The sequence below is a fragment of the Thermococcus atlanticus genome (assembly GCF_054657855.1).
On the sequence record NZ_BAAHXX010000001.1, the window covers coordinates 1,918,436 to 1,940,590 of the forward strand.

Sequence of the window (22,155 nt, forward strand, 5' to 3'; positions counted from 1 at the left end):
AAAGTTGGATGGGGAACTATAAAAACCTAAAGGTTCTACCATTTCAATCCCCTTGCCCCAAAGATCACCCAGTCTTTCTTCATTCTCAGCTCGACGATCACGACAGGATCTCCGCTCGTATCTTACCAGCGATGACCGCAGTAAAAACTAAAGGTAACCTCAAACTCACTCTAATCAATATTCCCCCCTTGATACTTTAAAACATCTTAAAAGGTTGATGCAATAGCAGAATTCCAAAAGTTCTAACAAATTTTGTCAAATTGATATGGAATATATCAAAAGATATTTATACAAAAAGTGTGTATTATGTAAAGGAAGTCCTTGAGATATTTTGTTGAGATACTTTAAGGTCTCAGGGGCTTCTTTACCAGAATGAATTTAGTTTATTAAATCGGTTTTATTGAATTAAAACATCCCCCAAGGGAGGAAGGGAGATGAGGCGATGGAGGATTTTTCCAACTCTCCTTTTGCTGCTTCTTTTGGCGTCCATCCTAAATGTCCCTAACCATACCAGTGCAGGTGCCCTTCCAGTCGTAAGGAACCTAAACACCGGCGAGATATTCTCCAGCATAAATGATGCGATAAGCGACCCAGATACAAAACCCGGACACGTCATACTCCTTGACAGCGGAAAGTACGTTGAGAGCGTCACAGTAGAAAAAGCCGTTGTTATTCGTTCAGCATCTGGGAATCCGAAAGATGTTATTGTAGAAACCCCAGAACCTGGAATGCCTGTCTTCAGGATAAAAGTTAGCGGGGCAGTCATAAAGGCCCTGACAATAACCGGAGTCAAAAAAACAGGAATGTACGCGGTCGTAATAGAGAGCGGAACCAAAGGCTGTAAGGTATTAGGAACCAGAATCGTTTCGAGCTACGGCGGCATTTACATAGGAGATAAAGGTGCTAAACACGTGGTCTCAGAGAACTATTTTGAGAGTGTCGCCGTTCCTGTCATGGTGTATCAGACCTCTGGAGTTGAGGTATCATTCAATACTATCCAGAGGCCTGAGCGGGGAGTATTCCTCAGTTCGACTGTTAAAAGCATTATTCTCAACAACACAATAACCAAACCCCTCTATGCAGGAATTCATCTCAAGGACTCCTCAAATGACAACCTCATAGCCGAGAACAAAATTGCCGGAGGCGGCGATGGTGTTGTGATCCAATCCAGTGAGGACAACTGGATAGAGAACAACACAATAACAGGGGGCGAGATGGGAATATCCGTATTCGGCGACCGAAACATCGTCCGTGGCAATGTGATAACAAACAACAGCGTGGGGATATACTCCGCGGACACCTTCGGGAACCTCTTCTACAACAACTACCTCTCCAACGTCCAGAACGCTATCGATCTAGGTAAAAATTACTGGAACACCACCAAAAAGAGTGGAAGAAACATAGTTGGAGGGTATTACATAGGAGGCAACTACTGGAGCGACTATTACGGCAAAGACACCGATGAAGATGGTATTGGTGATACGAAGGTGCCTCACACATCCGGAGGAAACCTGAAGAATGGAGACTGGCTTCCCTTGGTTCTTCCAAAGCCTGCCAGCGGTCCTGATTTAAGGGTAACTGATATCTGGAGAGAAGGTAGCCGAGTGTACTTCCAAGTAATAAACTCCGGAGACGAGGCATCAGGGAAGTTCAGAGTGGCTCTGATGATAAACGGAGAGCCAGTGAAGGAAGCGTTCTTTGAGAGGCTAAAACCTGGAGAGAGGAAAGAGAGCAGCTTTGAACTTTCGGAATGTCCATGGCTGACGTTTACGATAGGGATATGGGCCGATTCAAGGAACGATGTTAAGGAACTTGAGGAAGATAACAATATCAGGGAGGAAAAGTGGAAATGTGACGAAAAGGCACCGAGGATACGGAACATAAGCCTAAAGGACATTGGTGGGGATTATGCTGAAGTTATGGTAATTACAAACGAGCCAACAAGAGTAAAGATCAAATACGGGAGTGACAGCATGGACTTTGAAGAAACAGTAGAAGACGGCGTTTTATCTATGAAACACCACCTCAAGATAAAGGGGCTTAAACCTTCAACCCTGTATCGCTATATTGTTACTGTCACAGACAGGAGTAACAACACTGCCAGCAGTAGAGAGATGTTCTTCGAAACCAAATCCCTACCTGATGGTAGCAAACCAAAGCTCGGAAAGATGAGTATAACAGGCTCGGGCAACTACTATGAAATTAAGGTTCCTGTAAGTGACGAGAGCGGTATCTCGCGGGTCGAGTTTTACGTGGATGGAGAACTCGTCGGAGTGCACTACCGGCCGACAGGGCTTGCAGGGATCAGCTTCAACCCCTCAGCTTTTGGTATGAGTGGCTCAAGCTTCTTCCGTGACCATGAAATAACCGTAAAGGTGTGCGACATGACCGGTGTCTGTGAGATAGGCTCCGAACTTTGGAGACCAGAGTATGAGGTTCACAGCGTGAATGTGGAGATAACTTCACCTCCAGACCATTACTCACTAAAGGCCGGACAGGATGGAGTACCCTCAGGAACCACGTTGGACATAGAAGTGTATGCCGCCGAGTACGAACTCGGGATACGGGACTGCCTAAGCTCCGAGCTGGGACAGTTGGCGTGCATGAACAACCCCTCAGAGCTTATCCCTCACGCCATCGGAGAGGTCACCCTTTACATCTGGGGCCCCGGGGACTACAATGTTTCCGAGACATTTAGGCCAAGAACTGACGATGAGCTAAGCTTCACATACACATGGGACATGAGTGGCCTGCCTGTGGGTCTCTACCTCATAGCGGCCGTGGCGAACTCGACAGATGGTAATGTTCATTTTTCAAGGGCTATCACAGTAGAAGTGCAGGAGATGGAAGAGGACTACTCTCTCGACATAAGGACAGTGCGCCATGGAAATTACTTCAACGTTACCCTCAGGGTTCATAACACAGGGGATGTTCCAATCGATCTGAAACGGATAACGCAACGCCTCAAGGGATTCCAGCCCGTTGAGAGCGACGGCAGTAATTACAACATGGAATCACTTTTTGACTCTGAAACGGAAGTAGCTACGGTTTACTTAGACTTCGATTCGGTAACCCTCCAACCCGGAGAACGTCTTGAGGTGAGCTATCTTGCGGTTCCTGTCATGTATCCCCATCCAATATATGTGTGTATGGGATGCGGAGGAATAACCGTCGAGACCGAGTCCAGCATGAAACGATTCTACAGAGGATATTACGCCATGGTGCTTGAGAACGGAGTCTGGAGAGTTGAGGATATAGCAGAGGCACGGAGAAACGCAATTAGGGAGAGTGACTACCTGATCGTTACTGACCCCTCAAACCTATATGTCCTGAACAACAAAGAAAGCGTTCACAACCTGCTATCAGTAATGGCGGAGCTCGCGGTGTACAGGAATGGCATCATTGGATACGTGGATTTCAGCGGATCGATAAGGATGAGAGACCGAAATCCCCGTCTCGTTTCCACAGGAGACACGAATGGCGATGGAAGTAGGGAAGTTGTGGCTTACTATGCCAAGATAGTTAGGGACGGTAGTCCTTTCAACATTACGTACGGAATGAGGACTTATGAGCCCATCCAGAAGTTCGGACCCTCACTACTAAATATTGGGCCAGCAAAGAGCATGGCGCTCGTGGATTTCGATAAAGATGGCAAGGATGAAGTCATTTTAGTCTTTGAAAACAGGACGGTAGCCATCTATGGAAGGAATACGATTACAGATAAAAGAGGGAATCCACGGGAGGAGTACGTAAAGGAGTTCGAGCTCTCTGGCATACCGCCTGTAGAAAAAGGTCTCGACTGCGGTTTTCCATATGCGGGCGTTCTGGAGGAGTACGACTATCCGGTGTGCCTGTATCCCACGAATGGTGGCATTATGGAATTTGGCTACAACCCGGTTTCAGGTGGAATGGGGTGGACCATACATCCCCTACCCATTCCGGGAGACAGCATTCTCTTTATGGGCGAGGCTTATCCTGGAGAACCAGAAGAGGTAATAATCCTAAGGCCAAACGGCACGCTGGAGTTCTACGAGCTCACTGTAGGAGGGGAAATTAACCTTCTCGGGAGCGTCCAGACATCCTACCAGCAGGGAGACGATGTCGACTGGGGAGATGTGGATGGGGACAGCATCGGGGAGCTGGTGGTCTTCAAGAAAGGCACCGGCACCGTGGAATTGTACGACACCAATGGGCTTAGAGAGACTCACCTATTTTTCTATTCCGGCAAAGCAATGCTTGAAGACATCATAGGAGGCTCTGAAGATGAGGTTGTAGTGATCAACGGCGAGAACTTTGAGTTCCTCACCTGGAATGAGCTCAAGGAAGGTAGCGTTTTCTCAACAACGCTGATAAAGCGCTGGGGCCAGATGATGAAGCCCGGCTGGCTCTCTAAAGGATATCTCCTCATTGTTGGAGAGACAGAAATAGTCCCTGCCCAACAGATGAGCTTTGATCCCCTGTGGCTGGAGGGAGGAGATGTCATGCATGTCAGAGTGACAGACCTCCCGTATGCAAACACTGAAGGTGATGTCCTTGATCCAGAGCTCATGGTTGGAAGGATAGTTGGGGACACAGCGAGTGACCTTGAGATAGCTGTAAGGAATGCTATAAGACACTTGAGGGGAGAATGTTCCTTTGACCGCTCCCACGCACTTATACTTTCCGGATGGTCTGAGTGCAGAGGTGGAGGCTGTGCTGACCAAGATTTTGGAGAACGCAGCAGGTCTGTCAAAAGGGCCTTGGAGAAACAGGGTACAGAGGTGACCATTATCTACACCACGGACTATCCGGACGTGAAAGAGGGGGACAGAATAGTTGTGAACGGCAGAAGACTGGCAGTTGAGGCGTTCTTTAACAACACCCCCGAAAAGGACATAATCCACCTTGAGGGCCACGGGAACACCAATGTTATCGATGATATATACGCGAGCGATGTGAGCAGCAGGAGGAATCCCTTTGGAAACACATGCCCCCTCGTCTATGCCGAATCCTGTCTGACGGGGGATTACACGAAGGGAAAGAGCATGGCGGAAGCCTTCTTGCAGGCGGGGGCTGTAGTATATCTCGGGTCGACAGAAAGCACGTACTCCGCCCCATGGACGGCAAGGGCAAAGAGGCTCTACAACCGCTGGGAATCAGGAATGTCCATTGGGGAGGCGCTCAGGAAGCTCAAGAGAGACATGGGGATAGGTATGGCCTGGGAGCTCGAGGACGATATGGATATGCTGTGGGTCATCTCCATGCACCTCTACGGCGATCCTAAGCTTGGTCTTGGGATTGGCACGCCATCGGGGGAGCCGGAAGGAACCCCGCAGAGCCTCGAACTGGATACTCCAACTTACAGCATTCAAAAAACCGACGAGGGTTCTCTTATAGAACTCGAAGACGGAGGCGTTCTTCTCTTGCCGGGACAATCTCCCATTCCGTACTACACATACAGTATCCGGATTCCGAAGGGTACGCGCGTCCAAAACGTCGAACTCACAGAAAGGGAAGTTCTGGAGACTCTGGACATAGAAATGGTCCCATTCAGGGTAGGGAAACTAGGTGAAGAAAAGGAGAACTGGACTGTGGTCAACTTCACCTTCATACCCTACCAGTGGCGGGTTATCGAGAACTTCGACGGAAGCAGCACACTCTTCATAAGGATCTTCCCGGTGGAATACAACAACCTCACGAAGAAGGCAGTCGTTTATGGACGCCATAAGTTCAGCATAAGTTACGTGAAAACAAGCGTCGAAATATCGAGGGCGAGGCTCGATAAAAGTGGTTATCATATTGGAGAACGGGTCAGGGTAGCGGGGATAGTAACCAGCGAAGGAGAAAAGGCTGACGTTGTTCTGACAGCTGTCCTCAGGAATGGAGCCAACGGAAAAGCGGTTAGAGGACTCAAGCCCATCCTCCTTAATGACCTCACTGGAGTAGGACGATTCTCATTTGAGTTTTCAACGGAAAACCTGAGAGCAGGGAACTACTACGTTGAACTTCTTGCTAATGATATGGATGGCAACCTGCTCGACAGAAAGCTCCTGCACTTCCAGCTTGGCATCAGACATGTGGAGAATGTTCTGACCGTCCCAGAAACTCCCACTCCCGGGAAGGAATTTACCGCAGTTTTGAGGGTCATCAACACTGGAGACCTGCCCGTAAAGGGTGAAGTTCATCTAACATCAGGAGGAAAAGAAATAATCAAGAACGTAACTCTCAATCCAAAGGAAGACGTCACAATTGAGGGAACTTTTCATGCTGGAAAATCTGGGGCGGAGGTTAAAGGTTATGTCCTCTACGATGGAAAAATGAGCAAGCCCGCTGTGCTGAGGTTCTCCTTTGCTTCACCACCGAAGGCAAGATTTGCACATTCCCCTGAAAATCCAAATGTAGGCACGGAAGTTAGGTTCATGGATATGTCCTCAGATTCCGACGGGGAAATAGTCTCATGGGAGTGGGACTTCGGAGACGGGTACATATCAAGGAAAAGAAATCCAACCCACAAATATCAGAACGCAGGGACCTACATCGTCCGGCTCAAAGTTGTTGACTCGGACGGACTGAGCTCGGAAACTAAGATGATGATTACGGTGAAAGCCAAAGAACCCGAATCTGAGGAGAAACCCACCTTTACATCCCCATCTGAAACAACGACCAGCAGCCCAGAGGAAACTGAGAAGATCCCAACAGGAGCTCCTGAAGAAGGAAAGATATGTGGAACTGGAATGCTGTTGCTTATTCTCCTCGCATGCCTGGGCCTGAGAGGAAAGGGGTAGCATCACCCCACTTTTTTCAATTTTAGCACCTGCTTGGCGAACTCCTCCAAAACCTCTTTCCGCATACCCTCGAAGAACTTTATCGAGCCCGCGTAGCTGTGGCCGCCGCCTTCAATTCCAGCGCTTGGCAGGGCCTCCTGAAGCTTCGGGATTATCTCGTTCAGGTCGAAATTGTAAGCCGCCATTCCGTCGGCGGCTCTCACAACTGCGAAGTCCGGGCCATAGGCGAGAGTTAGAATCGGCGCGTCCTCGCCGTACTTCTCCTTGAAGTGGTCGTGTATCAGGCCGGAGAGCTTGCCGGGGCTCGGATAGCTGAACTTCGGGGCGAAGAGCTCGATGTCTATCGTGTTGAACCTTATCCCGTTGGGCAGCACAACGCTCTTGACGTGGGGCAGGGAAGCTTTCAAAGCCTTCTCCTGCTTCTCCTTGACCTCCGGGTAGATGGCGTTGATGAGCTCGCGGTGCCTCTGGAGGTTGCCCGTGAGGAGGAGTATCTCGTCTATGACTCCGTGCCCGTCCATGAACTTCCAGTAGAAGGCCTCGTGGTCTATCACCTCGGCTATCTTCTTGAGGTCCTCCTCATCGAGCCCTTTCGCTTTCTTGGCTATCTCAAGGTACCCGTAGAACTCCGGGGCCTTGCTCCTGTCGCCGGTTCCGGCTATGGCGGGGAGGTGCTTTATCCTGTCCTCAACTTCGGGGTTGATAAAGCGTGCCACCTCCGTTGCCAGCATTCCCGCTGTAAGTTCATAGTAGCCGCGCTTTATGTGGTGGGGGTTGACGTGGACGTCAACGTAGTCGTCCACCTTTGCCCTGTCCTCGCTCACCCATTCCCTCGGATCGTGGTGGTCTATGACCACTATCGGAACGCCGTAGGCCCTTATTCTCCTGTAGGCGGGAATGTCCTCACTGGTTCCGCCGTTATCGACGATGACAAGGAGCGGAAGCGGGTCGCCGAACTTCTCGTGATCCTCGACCATGAAGATAATGTCTTTGAGCACATCCTCCAGCTCGTAGAAGGGCGCCCTGCTCGGCCTCCTCTTGAAGAGCTTCCACCTGGCTCCCGAATCCGGCGAAACCTGCTCTATGAGAGGCACTATCGCGTACTCAAGGGCCAGGCCGGAGGTGTAGCCGTCGGCATCTGCGTGGTGCCTCAGGAGGATGGGCCTGCCCTCGTATATCGCCCTGCGTATCATGAAGGCAGCTTTCATTATCTTGGGCTTGAGTTTCTCCAAAACCTCGCTCTCCACTAGGAAGCCCACGTCCTGAGGCTGGGCGCGCCTGTCAAGTTCTTCCTCTATGCGTCTCTTGACCTCGGCAGCCTCCGGCCCCCAGAGCCTCGCCATGTCGCTGGTTTCTATCTGTATCTCGCCGGAGTGGAAGGCCACCTTGCCGATTATCTCGACTATGTCGCCGACGTTGATGTTCGGATAGGCCCTAACTCCAGGGGCTTCAAAGGCGGCCGCCCATGTTATGCCAGTTCCATCGGTTATAGTGAAGACTGTAGGCCCTCCGGTGACCTGTATCTGGGTAACCCTGCCGCGAAGCCTGACCGTTTGACCGGCCATGTCCTTGCTGAGGTCTTTGATGAGCGTAACCGGCAGCTCCTTCCTGACGACCACTTCCTTGTAGTGCTTGAGGGCCGACTCGATGAGGTCTATCTCGCCCTTGTCGGGCCTGACATCGAGAACCTGGACGAGGATTTCTTCGCCGGGCTTGTACTCCCTGCCGCCAAGGAGGTCCTTCCTCCTTATTAGACCCCTAACGTGCGGGTTTAACCTGACGAAGACGCCGAAGCGCTCCACCCTGTCAATAGTCCCCCTGTAAACGTTTCCGACCTCTATGTCCTCAACGTCGCAGGTATTATCGAGAACGTAGACGACCTTATACTTCCTCATGCAGTCTGAACAGACCCACGTTGTTTCCATGCCGGGCTCCCAGGGTTCCTTGACCCTGCCGCAGATATCACAGGCCAGAACTCGGCCGGTTCCCCCGCACGTTGGGCAGGTGTCGTAAACCGGAACCACACCCTTGCCGTGGCACTCCGGACAGGGTATCTCATCAACCTCATCCTCAACCCCAAGATAATCCAGATTACGATAGCCTTTTAGATGAGAATCAAGCTTGAAATCAGCGGGAACGTAGCCCCAACCATTGCAGACCGGGCATTCCTTCTCGCCGGCCTTTATTTTCCCGGTTCCCCCGCAGGTCGGACAGTCCTTAACCACCATACTTCTCACCCCCAACCGAGTGTGGAGATGGAGCTTAAAAACCTTTTATTCTCACTCCTCATATCCAGCAAACAGAACCCATATTGCGAGAACCGCCAGCCCGTATAGAATCCCTGTGATAAAAAATGGAACCGTAAGGGAGTAGTCGAATATCATGCCTCCCAGATACTGCCCGATACCAAAGGTTGAGGTCCATGCAAAGCTCCTTAAAGCTATTGAAGTCGCCCTCTCCTCCTTGGTGAAAAACCTCAGGGCAAATGCGTCCCATATCGGGTTGACAATATTCATCAGAATGGTTCTGAGTGTATAAATCAGGGCGGCAACTAAAAAGCCCGGAGCAAATGGCAGGGCAACAATCAGGGCAGTTGCACTTCCGTTAAATCCCACGACGGTTTTAACACTCCCTATCCTGTCCGCTATGAGGGGCATGAGGAACATTCCGAAGGCCATCATCATCTGCTGGATGGCAAACAACCCGCCTATGCTCTCCAGTCCGGTTCCAAAGCGGAGGTTGAACCAGAGCCCCATATAGGGTATGGTGACACCCGCCCCGAGACCTATGAGGACGTTGGGGAGGGAGAATTTGGCTATCTTAACGAGCAGACCCTTTCCAACTCTGAGCCTCTTTTCCTTCCTTCCAAGAACCGGCGAGACCAGCACCATCAGAATCATCTGAACCACCAGAAATGAGATTGCGAACAGCAACGTGTGTTTATATGGGGAGGAACCATCGAGGAGCTTTGGCAGGATTCCGCCGAGGATCATTCCAAACGCAGCCCCCGCAGTTCCAAGCGCACTGTTCAGCGTGAAGAGGTAGTGCCTCTTTTCGTCAGTGGTTTCTCCGCTTAAAAGTGCGGTTAATGCCGGCCATTCCATCGCCGTCCCCATCCCAAGAAGTACAGACGCTATAATCAGAACCCAGAACACAGGATAGAAAACCTGAAGCATTCTCGCAGCCAGATATAAAAACAGCGCCAGGAGCACCGTTCTCTTGTAGCCAAGCCTGACACTTACCTGACCCGAAACCAGAAGGATGAGAGACTGCACTATCGTTGAAATCGAGAATAAAGTTCCGATATCCGTGAAATCCATGCCCAGGGCTCTGAAGTAGAAGGGCAGGATAAACCATGTTATATTGCCCCCAAGCCACCCGAAGAATGAATAAGCAACGACAAGCTTTGCATCCCTGCTGAATCCCCTGTAATCCTTCAGACTCATGAGAAAAAATTCATGGGGTTTATTTTATAAATCTGCCGAAACGTTAAGGCGTAGTTATGCGGTTAGCCTTCAGGTGGTCATCAAACGAAACAGTCCCAACTTCCAACTTTAAATTTAAACCTTAAACTTTAAACTTTAACTTTTAGACACCCCGAAACGTTAAGACCTTGTGCCTCCATTCCAAATCAGCGGCGCATCATATTCCGAAAATTTTGATAGTCTAACCAAAAAATTTATTAATGAAATCCTCTATTACTCAGTGTTTAAATCATTCAAAAAGGCTGATTAAAGCTCAAATCAGGGGATTAAATAAAGCATTTCTCCCTTTTTAAAGAGAAAAGAAACGGAAAATCAGAAGCCGTTCATGAACTCCTCAATGGCCTTCTCTGTCTCAGCGTGCGTCTTTCCTGCGAGGATGATAACCCTGTAGTTTGAGTTGTACGGGTTGCGGAGTATCTTGACAACATATCCCTTGCTGTTTACCTCATTCTTGATGGCGGTCACCAGCTCGCTGCCGTATGCACTTTCGAGAACCTTCCAAGCCTTGTTGCTCACCCATCCTCCCACTATGATGACATTCCTGTTTGATGGCAGCTTTGTCAGTTCTGTATCGTTGATTATAAGCTCATTAACGTTGCCCGTGACCTCCACCTTGGGTGCGGTTATGGTAACTGTCTTCTGAACGGTGTCCATGCGGATGAACTTATAGCCCTTAACACCGATGATGTTGCCCTTGCTGTCCTTTTCAAAAACCGCACTTATATGGAGACCTCCACTGATCGGGAGATCAATCATGCCCCCGCTGCCGAGGAAAACCTTGGGGAATTTCTTGTCAGAGGCATTGACATGCAGGTAGAGCGTGAAGAGATTGTTTGCGGGGTCTATATCCCAGACCCACTGCCCGGTGTAAATCTCGCCGTCCTGATATGTGCGGAGCTTTTTGTAGTAGGTGTAGTTGTATATGACCTGGTCAGTGGTCTGTCCCTGGAATATGTTGGTTGGGCTGAACACGAGCATGTTTTTGACTCCCGCTTTCAGAAGGTCGTTAATCTCCGTCTGGGGGTCGGAGGTGTACTCCTCATAGTGTTCGTTGTTGCTGGAATCGAGGTAGAGGATGTAATATCTGCCCTCATACATGAGCTTGATGTCCTTCTTGTACGGGCCTGAAATCTCAACCAGCATGTTGTTCCCGGATGTGTCTATGTCCTGGAACTTTATCCTCCATATTCCGATGGCAAGGGTTTCATCAATCTTTTTCATCCCCTTGCCAGAGGTGTAGTTGTAGATGTAGAGGGTGTCCTTTCCGTTGACCGTTGATGATACGATTTTGTTGTTGTTGCCACCGAGATTCAGGGGCGTGGTGTTCTCATTGAAAATTATCTCAATGCTCCTGTCATCGAACTGGGCCTTCTTTGCCGTGGAGTTATAGAAAACCCTTGAGAAGTTAACCGCAACCACGATGTTGTGTCCCACGGGCTCGTCGCCAACCTTCAGACCCACATCGGGCATATCAATGGCATTGAGCTTGTAATACTGACCGTAATCCTCTATGAGAATGCTGTGGTACTCAACGGGCACCGTAACCTTGACGGCATATGACCCCTCCGTTATCCCCTGAAGAACGAGAAACGCCCCGAGCTTTGAGCCGGCGATTGCATCCTCCCCTATGTGGAGCGGAACGCCGTTGACTATCTTCGTTGTCGGGAGAACTATCACTGAATTCGCCGAGTTGATCTTAAAGCTGTAGCCCTGTGCCATTCCAAGCGTGGCGGCCAGAAACAGCAGGGCAGTTAAAACTGCAATCCCTTTCCTCATATGTAATCACCAGTTATAGAATTTCCCCCGAAGGTTTATAACTTTTCCCGGTTAAAAATACCCTGCGATGATGAGTGAATCCAATGCTGATGGGTGATGAAAGCCAGACCTGAGCACGGTGAACGGGCATGATCGTAATAACGGGCACAAGATATGAGGCTGTTCTGGAGGAATTCAACCACAGGAAGATTCTGTTCCCAGAATACGGAAAGAACAGGGAGCAGCTGCAGGATTTCGTGGCTTCCCTAACAGGAGACGAAATAATCGTGACGGCCAGCCTGGAGCTTATAGACCTTCTTCTCGGCGCATTCAGAGGGGAGGAGAATCTAGTGGTCTATTCAGATACCGGGAAATCCCTGACGTTCGGTGAGGCCCACGGCCTGCGGAAGTACCTGGACTTCGACCTGAGGGGGGGCAAAACCGGAGAATCCTCAAGGGTTTCGGTTCTCTTTGTTGAGGGGAAAACGGATTCAAAGTTTTTTAAAGCAGCGTATAAGAAGGTCTTTGGATTTAAGGAGGCAAGAAGAAGGGTTCCCGGAAATCTAAAGCTCATAGAACGCCTTTTTGAGAGGGACAACTACGAGCTGGTGGTTAAAGACGGCTCATACATTGCGGTAATCCCAAGCGAGGGTAACTCCGGCGTAATCAGAAACCTCGGGAACTTCCTCAGGGCGATGGAGGTCTTTGAGTTCAGGGTGGATAAGATAGGGCTGGCAATTGACATAGACGAGAGCAGAGAACAGGTGATGGAGTCAATAACCGGCAGGCTGTCCTCCTTCAGCCATCAAAAGTCAGGAGGTAAATTTATTGTTGGGGGTACCTCCGTAATCCCCCTGCTGATCGGGGCAAAGATCGAGCTGAATCCATGCATAGAGTGGCAGAAGCCTGCGGTTGAGGACTTTATGCTGGCGGTGCTGCAGGCGGATGGAACCCTGGAAAAGATTGAGCGGGCTATAAACATTCTGTGCATCGACCTTAAAAGGAAGCTCAGACCAAAGGAGGTAATTTACCTGGCAATGGCGGCAAAGAAGTTCTGGGGAAACCTTGAAGGGTTCTACGAGATGACGATAATGAGAACCCCGCGCTGGAAAATGGAAAAAATCCTGAGGAGGGGCGGCATATACGAGGTGATGCAGGAGGTGATCCCGTGAAGCTGGTATCATTTGACGTCTGGAACACCCTCCTTGACATAAACCTCATGCTCGATGAGATTGCCGTTGCCATAGCAAAAATCTCCGGTCAGTGCGTGGCGGATGTTGCCCTCGCAGTGGCGAATGCAAGGGCGGAGATCAAGGGGATGAGGAAGAACAGACAGGGAAAGGCTGAAAGGGCGCTGGAGGAAAGTCAGGAGCTTTTGGCAGAAATTCTGGGGGTTGACGTCGAGATTGTGAAAAGGGCGGCGGCGAGGGCCACGCTTAACGTGGATGATGAGATAGTCCTTCCCGGGGCGAAAGAGGCACTTGAAGGCGTGAAGAGAAAGGGCCTGAAGGTCACGGTAACGGGCAACGTAATGTTCTGGCCCGGCTCCTACACTCGTCTCCTGCTCGAACGCTTTGGACTTATGGACTACATAGACAGGAGCTTCTTTGCCGATGAGGTTTTGGCTTACAAGCCGATGCCGGAGATGTTCCAGAAACCGCTCGAAGTCTTTGGCGTTTCTCCGAATGATGCAATCCACATAGGCGATACCTACGCAGAGGACTTTGAGGGAGCGCTGAGAACCGGCATGTGGGCGGTCTGGATAAACCCTGAGGCCGAAAAGGTTAGAAAAATCCACGGGCGGGGCTTTGAGGTGCCCTCGGTGGATGGGATTTTAGAGGTGCTGGGGAGGATAGAGAAAGGAAAAGCTACCTGACAAGTCCCGCTTTCACGTAATTTTGAGCCGCATAATACTGCCTCTCGTCCGCCGTCAGGAACTCTGCATTGAGGGCTTCAGCGAGGGCTATGTATAGGGCGTCATAGATTGTGATATTCCCGCTCAGGGCTATTTCCAGCCCCCTTTCAAAGAAGTTTTCAGCCCTAAACAGCAGCATGCCATCACCGAGAAGTTTGAGAACAGTTATAAGATTCTTTGCTCCTTCGTTCGTAGTTCTACCCTGCTTAACGGCCTTCCATATGGCGTTCATCCCCTCGACCAGCGCGTAGTCGAGTGTTGCTGTTTCTGGATCAATGGTCACGCTCTCCCAGCCGGGCTCTTTAAGAAGAACCTTAACCAACACGGATGCATCAATGACTATCACGATCCTCCCTCACGCTCTTTGCTGAAAAGCCCCTTTCAACTGAAACCGGTGTGCGTCTGAGTATCTCCAAAGCCTCTTCTATCTTCCGTCTCCTCTCTTCCTCATCTATGCGCTTCCTTATGAACTCCCTTATCTCCCCGCTCCAGTTGATGTTTAGCTCCTTCATCTTGAGCTTCAGCTCATCGGGAACGCGAACGGTAACGATGGCCATGTAATACACCTCGAAATACAGTTTGTATTGCGAGGATATAAGGGTTTCGAGTAATAGACCCATGAAAACTAGAAGCTTTAAATTCACGAAGCGAGTAAACAAACAGGGGGATAAAATGAATCTTATTCCTGAACAGAGAGGGTATAGTTATAGAGATAAATCCGACTATATTGTGGGCAACACAGAGATTACTAACCTCAACTCTGTAACTATAGATGCCCAAAGAGGTGCACTGCTTGCAGAGAGATTACTCCAGATGTACCTCACCACAGGTATTTTTGGAAATAAAGCAATGCCAGAAGATTACCCTCCCCAAGGAGTTGAGATAGGGTCTAGAGAACATCTTCTGTTTTTGACTCTCACAGTAGCCATTGATTACATGAGAAACGCAGATGCATTGTGGGAAAGTGCTAGAAAAACGTTTGAAGACCCAGAAACGCGGTTTGTATTCTTCCCAGAACAACTCGCTACTATCCCCTTGGGACAAGTCAATACAATAAAATCTGCCCTCACAAAGTATAAGCTGGCATTAAGACCCAATAGAGATACCAACATTTGGCTCACAATTGCATTAACTATTCATAATGAATGGGAGGATGACCCACGGAACCTTCTAAAGGGCATGGAATTCGACGCTCTCAAAATTGTAGAACATCTCAAAAAGAATAAAACAAAGTATCCCAACCTAAACGGTGAAAAAATCAGATCACTGTGGCTGAGAATGCTCAGGGATAACGGAAAAATAAATCTAAAGAATCTAGAAAACATCCCAATTCCCGTGGATGTCCATATAACACGAGCAACATTAAATTTAGGAGTTATACAGGGAGAGTTTGAAGGCACATTAGATGACTTCAGAGATTTGGTAGCAAAGGCTTGGATGGAAAGCACAAGCTTACTCAGGAATTCCGGGAAGCATGTTATATCTCTCGACTTGGACAGACCCCTATGGCATCTCTCCAGAAATGGATGTAGCTACAGAACTAATGCAGCTCCCTCTTCATGTCCAAAATTTAGGGAATGCCAGTTTAGAAAGTACTGCACTTCTGGGGAAATCAAAATCAAGAAAAAAGGCAGACATCAATACTGGGTTCATTTAAGAACATCCAAATGAATTCCAATCATCCCTTCCCCTTCGGCTTCAGCCACGCCCCTAGGCCGAGCTGTTTTGTTTTCTGATACCTCAAGTCCTCCGCCCTGTAGCCGAACGCCTCCAGAATCCTAAGCACTGCCGGAAGAACCTGGTTGTTGATGTAGTAGTCCGGGTCGTATTTATGCTTCGAGGGATTGTACTCGGTCAGCAGAATCACCCTGTCGCTGATCTTCTTATCTCCCCTGAGGACGATGTAGCTTATTATCATCCCGGGCCTGACCTTAACGCCTCTCGCCTGGAGACGCTTTGCTATCGCTATATGCGGCCCGGTGGCTTTATACTCCCTCAGCTCCCGGGTTATCTGCTCGTGTATAACGAGCTTCTCAAGGGGAACCCTGTGGTTCATAAGATCCTCGGTTACCTTTTTAACTATCTCAACGGCCTTTTCAACACTTCCATCCCTGAGAATGGCTTCGAGAACTTTAGCCTGTGTCTCCTTGGCTATCTCGCTCCAGTCCCTTCTCACGACCTCAAGACCCCTCGTGGTTATCTTGCCCTCCTCGTCTATCACAGCGTAGCGCTTCTTTGTCACGAAGAACCCCCTCGTGTAGAAGCCCTCATATTCAAGCTCAAGCATTCCGGGGAGCTTTTTGTTGATGTATTTCAGGAATTCCCTGGCTTTGTTTTTGACGGTTTCGGCGTCCGCACCGGGAATTGTCGCAAAAAATCCATCTGTGTTATGGACAAGTATTCCGTTAGCGAAGAACCTGTGGGTTCCCTCAACCTCAATGTCGTAAACGTAGCCACTATATGTTATCTCTTCAATGCTCTTGGGATACATAATGTCAAATTCATATTTGTACACCCTGCTCTTGTATTTGCATTCCCCAAGATTTTCAGCGAGCTTAGTGGATTTTCTATCAAGGAGGAACCCAATTCTCTCAGCAAAACGGTGCTTGTTTTTGATTCTCACGTGAATTGAGTGCGTTCCACTCTCCTTTTTGAGATACCTGTTTGGATTGCTTTCTGCGAAGATTGAGTTAGAAACACCCACGAGCCACAGTAGCTTCCTAACCGAATCACCAAGCCTTTGATTAATGCTTGTTAGCCTTATCTCCGGGATTCCTCTGCGTACGCTCACCGTTCCATCAGCTGAGAAGAGACCCCTCAGAAACGCCTCGATATACTCTCTGGGAAGATTGAACATGAAGTCTGGAATCAGTTTATTTCCATTTTCATCTTTGAAGTATCTGACCATGAAGTTTGCAAGCCACTTCGACAATATGGAGACATCACCTTTCCTGTTTTTGTTGTAGTAGTTGGATATGATGCCACTCTCTTTTAGCGGTTTCAGAATTTTTTCCTCAATTTCGATCCTGTCCACTCCACAGGAAAGACCCACGTAATATCTAGCCCAGTGAGATGTTCCCCCCCAAGTGCCATCGCCTACAAGCAAGCCGATTAGCTCCCATAACTTAATGGACAGGAAGTTTGACCTTACACCTTCTCTGAGAATAGCATTCAGGGTTATAAGAGACTTAACCTCCCTCCCGATTTCAGCGGGTTTGATCTCAACGAGGCGCTTCTTCAGAGGCTTTCCAACCTTTACCCTGCTGGTGTTCAGGTAGCCGATCAAAGAGTGATCCTCAGTGACGTCGAGATACCATGAGTTTGTGATATTGATGCGATAGATTCTCTTTTTCGTCTTGTGCCTCATGACATAAGGCACATTCCTCCAGACGAGTTTTCCATTATCATCCAGCGTTAGCGCTTCCACATCATCGAGAAGGCAATACTCTTTCTCACCAAGCTGATAATCAACACGCTCAAAGAGCTTCTCAATCGGGATGAACTCAATTCTGCCGTTTCTCCTGATGATGACCTCCGTATTACCGGTGACGCTATCAGCATAGAGCACCTTAAACCCGAACTTCTCCGCCTCCTTAATCGTGGTCTCTATATAGTGCCTCCCCCATGCGGTAACGCTCTCGGCGCACTCCCTTGAGTACCATCTTGCCTTTGGATAACCCTGATAGCCGTAATAACTATTTGCAAGAATCTTCAATGCCCGCTGCCTGTAATCGAGCATTTTCTTCTCGATTGGGTCAATTGTGGCTTTCATCTTCCTCTTTATCTCCGCCCTCGTTTCTATGAGCTCCTCAAGAATCGAAGGTATGAAGCCCCTGAAGTCCTTGCAGAAGCGGTAGCCCACGCCAGGAGCGGTGTCGTAGTTCCTGCAGCCCTCCCTCTCAAGGGTATCGGGTGAGATGTTGTGGGTGACGATTATGGAGGGATATAAGCTCTTATAGTCCAGATAGACTATGTTCTCCCACAGGCCTCTCTCAGGCTCCTTAACATACGCTCCGGCATAGCCCTGCCTCAGCCTGCGCTGATACTCCTCGCTGCTTGGCCTGTTTGGGGCGAGCTCGTTTCTCTCGTAGGCGACCCTGAGGAGATACCACTCCACGAGATTGCCGGTGCTTGACCTCGACACGTCCCACGGGCTCTGGCCGATGAGCTTTGCGAGCTCGGCCTCCATCGGGAAGAACTCCCTGCCGAGCTCATACGTTGCCCTCGCATCCTCCATGGAGTATCTGGCCAGCTTCTTCAGGCCTTCCTCTGTTTCCCATATTGCCGCTATCTCCTCGGCGTTCAGCTTGCTCTTGCTCTTTCCCAAAACGGCCTCATAGACCGCCTCAAGCGTGTAGGTCGGGAGGTTTATGGTTCTCCTGACCACGGGGTAAAGATCAAAGTGTATCCTGCCCTTAACCTCAACCGCAAATCTGTCCCCCATGCGCTGCATTTTGGGCTCCGGATGCTCCTTATCCCTGCTGATGAAAAGCCTTATTCCGAGCTTTTCAGCCCTCTTGAGGAGATACGGCATGTCGAAGTTGTCGCCGTTGTATGTTATCAGCACATCGGGATCCTTCTCCCTCACGACCTGAATAAAGCGCTTTATCATCTCCCTCTCGCTTGAGACAACCTCAACATAAGGGAGGTCTATCCTCTTCCAGGTTATCACCCTGGCTTCGCTCTCATCCGCGTAGCTTATCATGATAATCTCGCCCTTACCGAACTCATCCCCCTCGTGGTAGAAGGTCTCAAGGTCAAATGCTAAAAGTTTAAGCTTCTCGTCCCCCTCCATCGGAATGAGACCCTTATCTATGAGGTATCTCTTCGCGAATGGTATGTCATACTCAAAGATATCTACAACGGCCGGATGCTTCCTTATCTCCCCCCTTATGGCAGGAACATCCTGGGGATGCTCGAATATCAGCTTCCAGACCTCAACCGGCCGTCCGAGGAATTTCTTCCTGACTTTCTCCGCCTTGATAATTTTAACCTCCTTCTTCCCTCTCGTGGCGGTTATCCTTTTGACATCCTCAATCGCACCATCGTCCTTCAGAAGGGCGTATATGTAGGGCTGGAAGTTTGTATCCAGCTCAATCTTAAACTCCCCGTTCTCCTTTTTGAAAATTCTCACTATCGGCTTCCCGTCCTTCGTGATGTAGTCTGTATCGAGAATCATAATCCCACCGTTCAGCACTTTGATTTCAATTTAGATAAAACTTTCTAACGGTTCAGCCAAGCCCTGAAGCAGGGGATTTCCACCAACTTTTTAAATGCCCCGGCTAAGGAACGACCATGGAGCTGTTTTACAGGATAAGCCTCCACGAGCTCGTGGCGGATATACTGACCCTCATAGAGGAGCGTGAGCTCTCCTCAAAAAACGCCCTTGAGAGGGTCTTCAGAAGAGTTAGCGGAAGGGACAGGGAGAAGGCCAGAGGTTTGGCTCATGCCTACGTGTTTGAAATTGAGAAATGGAGGGCTAAAATCGATTTCATCGCCGATTCCGTCCTGAAGGGTTCCGAAATAGAGGATCTGGATGCATACCTGGCAAACCTCATAAGAATCGGCATATTTGAGATGAAATTCCGGGGCACGCCTCCGGCCCTGGCCACGGATTCCATCGTAAGGGTTGTGAAGGAAAAGTACGACCTGCCGAGGGCCAAATTTGTGAATGCCCTGCTCAGAGGCGCTGAAGGCTTCGATCTTGAAAAAGCCCTGAAAAAGCTCAGGGAAAAAGACAGACTCGGGTACCTCAGCATCAAGTTCTCGCATCCAAGATGGTATGTTGAATATGCCATTGACCTGCTGGGATACGAAAATGCGGTTAGACTCCTCCTAAGCAACAACAGGGGCCAGAGGTACTACGTAAGGGTAAATCCGCTGAAAACGGACATTGACTCCCTCAGGGATTACCTTGAGGAGCATGGTGTGAGAACGGCCAGAACACCCATTGAGGACGTCCTGAAGGTGCTCGACTACAGGACGCCGGTAACGAGGCTTGAGTGGTATGAAAAAGGCTACTTCGTAATTCAGGATCTTGCATCGGCTTATGTCGCCCACGTTTTAAAGCCCGAAAAGGGAGAGAGGATTCTTGATCTCGCCGCAGCCCCTGGCTCGAAGACATTCCACACTGCCCATCTGATGGAGAACAGGGGCGAAATAGTTGCAGTTGATTATTCCCTTGAGAGACTCAACAGGATGAAGGAGAAGATGAAGACTCTGGGCGTCAGGAACGTCAGGCTAGTCCACGCGGATGGGATGAAGTTCACGGACAGGGAGAAGTTCGACAAAATCATCCTCGATGCTCCGTGTTCCTCCTCAGGCACATACAGGCAGTTCCCCGAGGTGAAGTGGCGCTTCGATGAAGGAAAAATCCGGAAGGTCGTTCAGGTGCAGAAAGCAATGCTGAGGAATGCTTATCGCAATCTGGCGGATGACGGGGAGATGACATACTCAACCTGCTCGATAAGGCTGGATGAGAATGAGGAGAACATCGTCTACGCACTGAACCGGATAGGTTTTGAGCTGGTTAATTATCCGTTCAGCTGGGGGGATAAGGGTTTTCTTGAGATTGGGGACAGGGTTTTCAGGGCCTGGACGCACAGGCACGACTGCAACAGCTTTTTTATAGCGAAGCTGGGGAAAGGGTAGCCTAAAATATTTTAAAATGGTTTCATCCAGCTGAGAACGAAAGTGATGAACACTCCCATGATGTGGGGTGACGACAATGAGTAAGCTCCTGAGAAACTGTTTATACTCAATGATCCTTGCCGTGGTTTTCTTTGCGTATCTCGTTAGGCTCGCTAAAACGGAAACATTATACGCCCTCGGGCTGGCGGTGCTCTCCTTCGGGATCTTTCTCATGGTGAACTCGGTGAGGATATGGAAGGAAGAAAGGAAGAGACGGGCTCTCACAATGCTAGGCCTGATAGCGCTGTTTTCACTACTCATAGCCCCGGCAAACCTGCCTTTGGCAATAAATACCTTCATAACCTTCAGCGCTGGCGTTCTCGTCCTGATCTATCGTGAGGAGCTTTTACCGAACATGCCGGCATTTACCTACGCGTGGATCGGTGCTGTGGTCGGCTTCATCGTGGCAGTTCTGTTATTTCCCCACACGAGAATGGGCGACGCTGCGAGGGCCGTTGGACTGATAGGACTGATTCTGGCTTTCTCCGGGCTGTTCCTTCTGATAGGCAGGAAAGTCCACTACCGGCCGTTCAACAGATACCCGATGCACTAGGATTTTTCTCAACTTTGATTTTCCTTATCGATGAGGAAGTTAAAACTGACCGCTCCAATTTTTATACATGGACAGTGCAGTCCCGAAGATTGATGAGGTGTTTGCACTCGCAAAACTGGAAGGTTTTTACGGAAAAAGTCCATGAGACGACTGAATGGAGCTACGTGAGTATATTGAGGAGTACAGGGACCTTTCTGGACAGTAGCGTTATTGTGAACCTTATAGTGGATACAGAGATGGCATATTTCTCGTGCCTGAGGGATACTGGAAGCAAAAATAAAAATCACACCAGCCCCTTCCTCCTCACCGGCCCTCCCGGTTTTTCCTCCTCGAAGATCTCGGCAGTAAATTTGTAGACCTTCGTGCTCTTTTCGAGCCAGCAGTCCGGCGGAAGGCCTGCCTTCCAGCAGGTCTGGGCTAAGAACTCCTCCTCGTCCCAGCCCCACTCTATCGGCACCTGCGGGAGGAGCAAACCGGAGTAAATCCCCTTCTCGATTATAAGCCCGTCCCTGCCGACTTTTATCTTCCCAGGCCTCTCCTCGGGCGGTCCCTCTATGAGCTCCGGAGGTGTCAGAACGCTCACCTCAATAATCAGGTCGTCCAGCTCGCTCTCCCTCACCGGAGGGAAGCGCGGGTCATCGACGGCAGCATAGATTGCGGCCTTTATTGTGGCTTTAACAAGGGGATATACAGGCATGGGGAAGCCGATACAGCCCCTCAGGGCCATCTGCGGTGGGGCGTTGCGGCGGTTCAGGGTTACAAAGACACCCATCTTTTCCCAGAGCTCTTTCGGGGTCTCTTCAGGGGGTTTTATCTCCCTCCCTTCCCTGAGATACTTCTCTATGGCCTTCCTTGCCAGCCTGACCAGAAACTCCCCCAATTCATCCCTGATTCTGTACATCCTTGACTCACCGAAGAATATACCCCCGGGACATACATAAACCTATCCCGCAAAGCTTAAAAAATTGCCGAATTAAGATTAGCTCGATGTCG

General features: G+C 49.6%; 13 protein-coding genes. 6 read left to right on the plus strand and 7 right to left on the minus strand.

The annotated features are described in order from the left end of the window. Positions 1–434 precede the first annotated feature (434 nt). Positions 435–6,764: a NosD domain-containing protein gene (locus tag ACYQ27_RS10415; RefSeq protein ID WP_456452962.1), complete on the plus strand. Its 6,330-nt coding sequence runs from the start codon at positions 435–437 to the stop codon at positions 6,762–6,764. A 2-nt stretch (positions 6,765–6,766) separates the two neighbouring features. Here ACYQ27_RS10415 and ACYQ27_RS10420 read toward each other — a convergent pair whose 3' ends face one another. The 3 genes from ACYQ27_RS10420 to ACYQ27_RS10430 all read right to left on the minus strand — a co-directional run bounded on the left by ACYQ27_RS10420 (position 6,767) and on the right by ACYQ27_RS10430 (position 12,025). Then, complete coding sequence (locus ACYQ27_RS10420; RefSeq protein WP_460041869.1) at positions 6,767–8,992, minus strand: S1 RNA-binding domain-containing protein; 2,226 nt, start codon at positions 8,990–8,992, stop codon at positions 6,767–6,769. 51 nt (positions 8,993–9,043) lie between these two features. Then, the gene (locus tag ACYQ27_RS10425) at positions 9,044–10,210 is read right to left on the minus strand and encodes an MFS transporter (protein WP_460041596.1); all 1,167 of its coding nucleotides are present in this window, start codon (positions 10,208–10,210) and stop codon (positions 9,044–9,046) included. Between the two features lie 351 nt (positions 10,211–10,561). Next, positions 10,562–12,025, minus strand: a complete 1,464-nt coding sequence (locus ACYQ27_RS10430) for an S-layer protein (protein ID WP_456453648.1) — start codon at positions 12,023–12,025, stop codon at positions 10,562–10,564. Positions 12,026–12,153: 128 nt separating this feature from the next. Here ACYQ27_RS10430 and ACYQ27_RS10435 point away from each other — a divergent pair, with 128 nt between their 5' ends. Together ACYQ27_RS10435 and ACYQ27_RS10440 are read left to right on the plus strand one after the other, a co-directional pair. After that, complete coding sequence (locus ACYQ27_RS10435; RefSeq protein ID WP_460041597.1) at positions 12,154–13,176, plus strand: DUF3226 domain-containing protein; 1,023 nt, start codon at positions 12,154–12,156, stop codon at positions 13,174–13,176. Beyond that, a complete protein-coding gene (locus tag ACYQ27_RS10440) occupies positions 13,173–13,880 on the plus strand; it encodes an HAD family hydrolase (protein WP_460041598.1) in 708 nt (235 codons plus the stop codon). Before ACYQ27_RS10435 ends, ACYQ27_RS10440 begins: the two co-directional genes overlap by 4 nt. Here the strand turns inward: ACYQ27_RS10440 and ACYQ27_RS10445 are convergent. Continuing rightward, positions 13,873–14,265: a type II toxin-antitoxin system VapC family toxin gene (locus ACYQ27_RS10445; protein WP_460041599.1), complete on the minus strand. Its 393-nt coding sequence runs from the start codon at positions 14,263–14,265 to the stop codon at positions 13,873–13,875. The genes ACYQ27_RS10440 and ACYQ27_RS10445 overlap by 8 nt on opposite strands. Beyond that, entirely contained in the window at positions 14,252–14,476 is a 225-nt protein-coding gene (gene vapB / locus ACYQ27_RS10450) for a type II toxin-antitoxin system VapB family antitoxin (protein WP_460041600.1), read from the minus strand. Before vapB ends, ACYQ27_RS10445 begins: the two co-directional genes overlap by 14 nt. Positions 14,477–14,591: 115 nt before the next feature. Here vapB and ACYQ27_RS10455 point away from each other — a divergent pair, with 115 nt between their 5' ends. Then, entirely contained in the window at positions 14,592–15,590 is a 999-nt protein-coding gene (locus ACYQ27_RS10455) for a hypothetical protein (protein ID WP_460041601.1), read from the plus strand. A 7-nt stretch (positions 15,591–15,597) separates the two neighbouring features. On the opposite strand, the gene ACYQ27_RS10460 is transcribed toward ACYQ27_RS10455, so the two are convergent. Continuing rightward, the gene (locus tag ACYQ27_RS10460; RefSeq protein ID WP_460041602.1) at positions 15,598–19,098 is read right to left on the minus strand and encodes a DNA polymerase domain-containing protein; all 3,501 of its coding nucleotides are present in this window, start codon (positions 19,096–19,098) and stop codon (positions 15,598–15,600) included. Positions 19,099–19,214: 116 nt separating this feature from the next. Between ACYQ27_RS10460 and ACYQ27_RS10465 the strand changes: the two genes are divergently transcribed. Both ACYQ27_RS10465 and ACYQ27_RS10470 read left to right on the plus strand, forming a co-directional pair. After that, complete coding sequence (locus ACYQ27_RS10465; RefSeq protein ID WP_460041603.1) at positions 19,215–20,570, plus strand: RsmB/NOP family class I SAM-dependent RNA methyltransferase; 1,356 nt, start codon at positions 19,215–19,217, stop codon at positions 20,568–20,570. Between the two features lie 76 nt (positions 20,571–20,646). After that, positions 20,647–21,162, plus strand: coding sequence for a hypothetical protein (locus ACYQ27_RS10470; protein WP_460041604.1), 516 nt, complete (start codon positions 20,647–20,649; stop codon positions 21,160–21,162). Positions 21,163–21,445: 283 nt separating this feature from the next. Here ACYQ27_RS10470 and ACYQ27_RS10475 read toward each other — a convergent pair whose 3' ends face one another. Continuing rightward, on the minus strand, positions 21,446–22,063 hold the full coding sequence (locus tag ACYQ27_RS10475; protein ID WP_460041605.1) for a TIGR00296 family protein: 618 nt from the start codon (positions 22,061–22,063) through the stop codon (positions 21,446–21,448). Between the last annotated feature and the right edge of the window lie 92 nt (positions 22,064–22,155).

What these genes read in the sequence shown, in the direction of transcription:
- ACYQ27_RS10420 (WP_460041869.1), bottom strand. Translation starts at nt 8,992, where the DNA reads ATGGTGGTTAAGGACTGTCCGACCTGCGGGGGAACCGGGAAAATAAAG.
- ACYQ27_RS10430 (WP_456453648.1), bottom strand. Translation starts at nt 12,025, where the DNA reads ATGAGGAAAGGGATTGCAGTTTTAACTGCCCTGCTGTTTCTGGCCGCC.
- ACYQ27_RS10470 (WP_460041604.1), top strand. Translation starts at nt 20,647, where the DNA reads ATGAGTAAGCTCCTGAGAAACTGTTTATACTCAATGATCCTTGCCGTG.
- ACYQ27_RS10475 (WP_460041605.1), bottom strand. Translation starts at nt 22,063, where the DNA reads ATGTACAGAATCAGGGATGAATTGGGGGAGTTTCTGGTCAGGCTGGCA.
- vapB (WP_460041600.1), bottom strand. Translation starts at nt 14,476, where the DNA reads ATGGCCATCGTTACCGTTCGCGTTCCCGATGAGCTGAAGCTCAAGATG.
- ACYQ27_RS10460 (WP_460041602.1), bottom strand. Translation starts at nt 19,098, where the DNA reads ATGATTCTCGATACAGACTACATCACGAAGGACGGGAAGCCGATAGTG.
- ACYQ27_RS10435 (WP_460041597.1), top strand. Translation starts at nt 12,154, where the DNA reads ATGATCGTAATAACGGGCACAAGATATGAGGCTGTTCTGGAGGAATTC.
- ACYQ27_RS10415 (WP_456452962.1), top strand. Translation starts at nt 435, where the DNA reads ATGAGGCGATGGAGGATTTTTCCAACTCTCCTTTTGCTGCTTCTTTTG.
- ACYQ27_RS10455 (WP_460041601.1), top strand. Translation starts at nt 14,592, where the DNA reads ATGAATCTTATTCCTGAACAGAGAGGGTATAGTTATAGAGATAAATCC.
- ACYQ27_RS10425 (WP_460041596.1), bottom strand. Translation starts at nt 10,210, where the DNA reads ATGAGTCTGAAGGATTACAGGGGATTCAGCAGGGATGCAAAGCTTGTC.
- ACYQ27_RS10465 (WP_460041603.1), top strand. Translation starts at nt 19,215, where the DNA reads ATGGAGCTGTTTTACAGGATAAGCCTCCACGAGCTCGTGGCGGATATA.